Origin of the sequence: Enterococcus sp. 3H8_DIV0648 (assembly GCF_002140655.1) — a bacterium.
GTDB classification, from domain to species: Bacteria; Bacillota; Bacilli; order Lactobacillales; family Enterococcaceae; genus Enterococcus_A; species Enterococcus_A hulanensis.
The window spans coordinates 1,729,205-1,733,670 of the sequence record NZ_NGLG01000001.1; the positions used below are offsets into that span (position 1 = coordinate 1,729,205).

Consider the following 4,466-nt stretch of genomic DNA (forward strand, 5'->3'; position numbering starts at 1 on the left):
ATTTATTGAATCTATAATAAAGACCTCAAGAACATTTTGGATAAAACTTTTTATTTATAATTATTGTATGAAATGAATTATTTATAAAAAAGCACCATTGCCCGCAATATGCAAGCAATGGTGTCCCTGTCTGTCAGTCTTACACGCTATTTCTCAATCAACCCTTCAACCTGCGGCAGTCCGATGCCGGCTGTGTATACTTCAATCAAGCCAGACGGCAGTTCAAGATCATCGGTGTGCCCTTTGACATTCATATGGATAGTGTCCTCTTTATCCGCCAGAATTTTTTCTTTGAAGTCTGGATCAGACAGCGCCGCCACGCCCATTGAAGCCACATCACCATAGTTCAATGCATCCAGCGCTTCATCAGCTGACCGGATTGTTCCTGAAATGACTACCGGAACTCTGCCAGCCACAAAGTTCTTGATCACCAAACTTACTGGTTCAGTATGCTCCCCTCTTTGCGGCATCGCCTTATAAGCATCTTTACCGAAATTCCCACCTGCCGCTGAGGATAGGTCAAGGAAATCAAGATCCTGTTCTAACAATTTATCGATCAATTTCAATGAATCATCTAAATCGTAGCCTACCATATCGCCGTGGATTTCCTCTGGCGAGATTCGATAGCCGACGATCGCATGTGGATTTTCTGCCCGTGCAACCTTTAACACTTCCTTGGTTACCTCGATCGCAAAATTCATCCGCTTCTCAAACGTACCGCCCCAATAGTCCTCGCGTTGGTTCGAATAGCTGGAGAAAAACTGCTGGATCAAATAATGATTCGCACCATGAATCTCCACTCCATCAAATCCCGCTCTCAATAAGCGCTGCGCTGCCAGACCGAAATCCTTCACCACCTGCCAAACTTCATCCTCGGTCAGCTCCGTCACTTTATATTGTAAAAACGGAAACTCGATCGCACTCGGCGCGTAGGCTTTCCCCGTCACATAACAGCCATAAGCACCTTCCCGACCTGGATGCTGGATTTGCCCGATCGCTTTACTGCCATTGCTCTTCATCGCCGCCGCTAACTTGCTATAAGCTTCGAGCGCCTCATCATTGTACAGCGCCAGTTGCTTCGGATGCCCCTGGATATTTTCTTGAACCGTGATCGCCCCAGTCAAAAGCAAATCCGCAAACTTGCTGCGCCGTTCAAAATACTTGATATCTTCTTCTGTTGGTCGACCGTTTGCCGGATCAGCCGCAAAAACCACCATCGGACACATCGCGAAACGATTTTCCAAACGACCGCCATGTTTCAGTTCGAGCGGTTCAAACAATTTTGCATATTTTTCCTTCATTGATGATCCATCCTTTCTTTTTATACGCGCGCGTGAGTCGTATACCAGCCGCCATCAATCGTGATTGTTGCACCAGTGATGAAGCTGGCTTTAGCAGAAGCTAAAAAGGCAAATAGCTTCGCCGGCTCCCAATCCTCACCGATCCGACGACTAGGAATTGCCTTCAATGCCGCTTCCGTTCCCAACATCTCCCATGCCTGATCCGGCATCAAATTCGTGCGAATCAATCCCGGACAAACAGCATTTACTCGAATGAAGGTATTATCCCCTTCATCAATCTCCGTCACCTGTTTTGGCCGGCCAAACATATCGGCCGGATTATTATTTAACAATGCCGCTGCACTTTGCCGTGTATAGTTCAGCAGTGCCGCTTTCAACACATTATAAGGAACCGAGTCCCCTATCATGAAGGAAGCCACCGATGCCGTATGAGTAATACTAGGATTTTCCGACTTGCGCAAAAGCGGTACACAATACTTAGTAAACAACGCCGCATGCAGTACATAAAGCTGAAACGCCCGCTCAAATTCACCCGAATCAACATTCTCCACCGTACCCACAATCGCTGACCCCGCATTACAAACCAAACTATCTAATTTGCCAAATTTTTCCTGCACAAAATCAACTGCCGCCTTAATCTGCTCTTCATCCGTCACATCACATTTGAAAGGCAAGAACTTCTCACCAAGATCCTTCGTCCGACTAAAATTCCGACCAATCCCGATCACCGTCGCCCCCTGATCCAGAAACTCCTTTGTCGTGGCAAGACCGATGCCGGAAGTCGCACCAGTAATCAATACGATATAATCATTTAACATCTCGATTCCTCCTTATCAGTTACTGACCGTCATCAAGCCGCCGTCGATCAGCACATCGGCGCCATTGATATACTGTGCATCCGTCGAGGCGAGAAACGCGATCAAGTCCGCCACTTCTTCCGGTTTTCCCGTTCGCCCGCAGGTCACCTTCGCCATCTGATCATACATCGCCAGTACATCGTTTTCCTCCATATTGACACCCTCGCGTTGGAAGATCGGTGTCTGGATAAAGCCCGGCGACACACTATTGCAGCGCACACCAATAAACCCCATAGCTTGCTGCTTGGTATACAGCACCACGGCGTTTTTCGCTAAATTATAAAGTGGATTTTCAGAGCTGACAGTTCGGCTCGCGGCAGAAGCAGTGTTGATGATACTTGCGTTGTTTTGCGGAGCATTTAATAAAAGAGGATACAATTCTTTGGCAAACAACATTGGTGCCCGTAACAAAAGACTAAAACAGCGATCAAATTGATCAACCGTCACATCACGAATCGTAGTATTCTCACCAAAACCCGCATTGTTCACAAACACATCCAACTCATTACCAAACGTTTCTTTAATGAACTCACACGTCTTCACGATCTCATCGGCATCCCGCACATCACACATCCGAGGAATAAACCGATCACCTAAATCCTTCGTCTTGCTAAAATTCCGACCGATCCCAATGACCGTCGCGCCCTCTTCAATAAACAGCCGAGCCGTAGCCAGACCGATCCCAGAGGTCGCACCAGTGATAACGACTTTGTAATCTTGGAACATTCCATTCTACCTCCCTTTTCCAAAGCAAAAAAACTTCAAACAAAATAGGCAGTTGAATTTGTTCAATCAAGTTGCAGTTTGTGGATTTTAGTTTCAGACAGATGTCTTGGTGATTTAAAGTGACTCGTAAAAAAGTAGAGGAAATATTTTTGTTGCTAGTTTAATGATAGCATTAATCAGGTTAGTTGGAAAACGCATTCATAAATAAATCATAAAAATACAAAGGAAAAATTCATCTATATGTTTGGCTCCAAAGCCCGACTCATTATGCTAAACTTAGTTGAAACACACATGATTAGTACAATCTGAAGACTAAGTTGTTAAATCAGTTTCATATCAAGAAGTATTACTAAAAAAGGAGTGAAATGAATGACTCATTTTGATGCACCTCAATCACTTGCAGAAATCAAAGAAGTATTAAGAAAAGCAATGGCTGTGAATAACGATCCTTATACAGTTGCTTTATTAGGTCTCAACATGCGCTATACATTTACGTTAAATACAGAATCTAACGATGGCTTCGCTAAATTTTTGGCTGAGCGGATTGGGAATCGTTATGATCTTGATGACTTTCTTTTAGATAGCCAAGAATCTGAAGCACTTCATTCTTATCTCCAAGTGTTAGCGATGTACTATTTAATCTCAGAAGATACACAACAATTTAAAAAAATCGTCAACTGGCTGCCCAATCTAACTTCCGCTCAAAAGCAAGTAATTCTCAGTTGGCCAAAAAACATGGTTTTCAGTGTATTCAAAACTTTTGTTGAGAAAGATTCAGTTGCTTTTCAAGACATAAAAGACGAAAAAATTTACTCAGTTTCCTTTGCCGATCCAAATATGCCTAGAGAAATAGCGAAATATGATACACCACTCTTAACATTCATCGTTCCGACAGATACTGACTATTTGAGTACGGTGGCTCTTTCTTGTCAACCAACCGAAGATTTAAAAAAGGTCTTAAACGCAACCAATAACAAAAAACAAACTGAACTAGCCCTTATAGACTGTTTTTTTAAAACCGCTCCAGAAATTTCTGAAAATTATGATGAATTCTCCGAACAAAGTTTCTATTCCTTAGCACGAGGGAAAAATGAATCAACGACAGATTTTGCTCGAAGGTTACTGCGACAGGATGAAAAAATCATCCGTTTTAAATATTATAATCAGTTCGAGGCGTTTACGATCAAAGTTATTGATACCTTTCCGCAAATGTTCTTTCAGGCAGCGAATGCATTTCCTCTGCTTCTAGCATTAGAACAATTATTCACTATAGGAAGTGAAACAAATGATTTCTTTGATCAAAACTATCTACCTGATTTTTGGGAGTTACTGATTCGTGAGCATCTACCTAAAGAAGTAAAGGCGATCAAGTCTTATCGTGTTTCAGAGGATTATTGGGATGAAGAAGATTTTGAGTTGGATTTGGGATTTTAGCTAGAATCAAAAAAAGGAGTCTCGCTGTTCCAAAATTCAGCGAGACTTCTTTTATTTAAGCATTTTTTTTCGGCAAATCCAAAGCAAAGTAAAGTTTAGGGCTAAATCTATTGTCTAATGTTGCCTCAACAGATAGCTCATTTTTATA

4 protein-coding genes are annotated in these 4,466 nt (G+C 42.5%); 1 reads left to right on the top strand and 3 read right to left on the bottom strand.

Annotation, left to right across the window (positions count from 1 at the left end; genetic code table 11):
• Nucleotides 1-146: 146 nt before the first annotated feature.
• From A5875_RS08015 to A5875_RS08025, 3 genes are read right to left on the bottom strand one after another with little or no spacing between them, the layout of a single operon-like run.
• A complete protein-coding gene (locus tag A5875_RS08015) occupies nucleotides 147-1,301 on the bottom strand; it encodes an oxidoreductase (RefSeq protein WP_088933107.1) in 1,155 nt (384 codons plus the stop codon).
• Between the two features lie 20 nt (nucleotides 1,302-1,321).
• Entirely contained in the window at nucleotides 1,322-2,119 is a 798-nt protein-coding gene (locus A5875_RS08020) for an SDR family NAD(P)-dependent oxidoreductase (protein ID WP_088933108.1), read from the bottom strand.
• Between the two features lie 15 nt (nucleotides 2,120-2,134).
• Nucleotides 2,135-2,884: an SDR family NAD(P)-dependent oxidoreductase gene (locus A5875_RS08025; RefSeq protein ID WP_088933109.1), complete on the bottom strand. Its 750-nt coding sequence runs from the start codon at nucleotides 2,882-2,884 to the stop codon at nucleotides 2,135-2,137.
• Nucleotides 2,885-3,253: 369 nt separating this feature from the next.
• On the opposite strand from A5875_RS08025, the gene A5875_RS08030 reads away from it, so the two are divergent.
• On the top strand, nucleotides 3,254-4,318 hold the full coding sequence (locus A5875_RS08030) for a hypothetical protein (RefSeq protein WP_088933110.1): 1,065 nt from the start codon (nucleotides 3,254-3,256) through the stop codon (nucleotides 4,316-4,318).
• The last annotated feature ends 148 nt before the right edge of the window (nucleotides 4,319-4,466 follow it).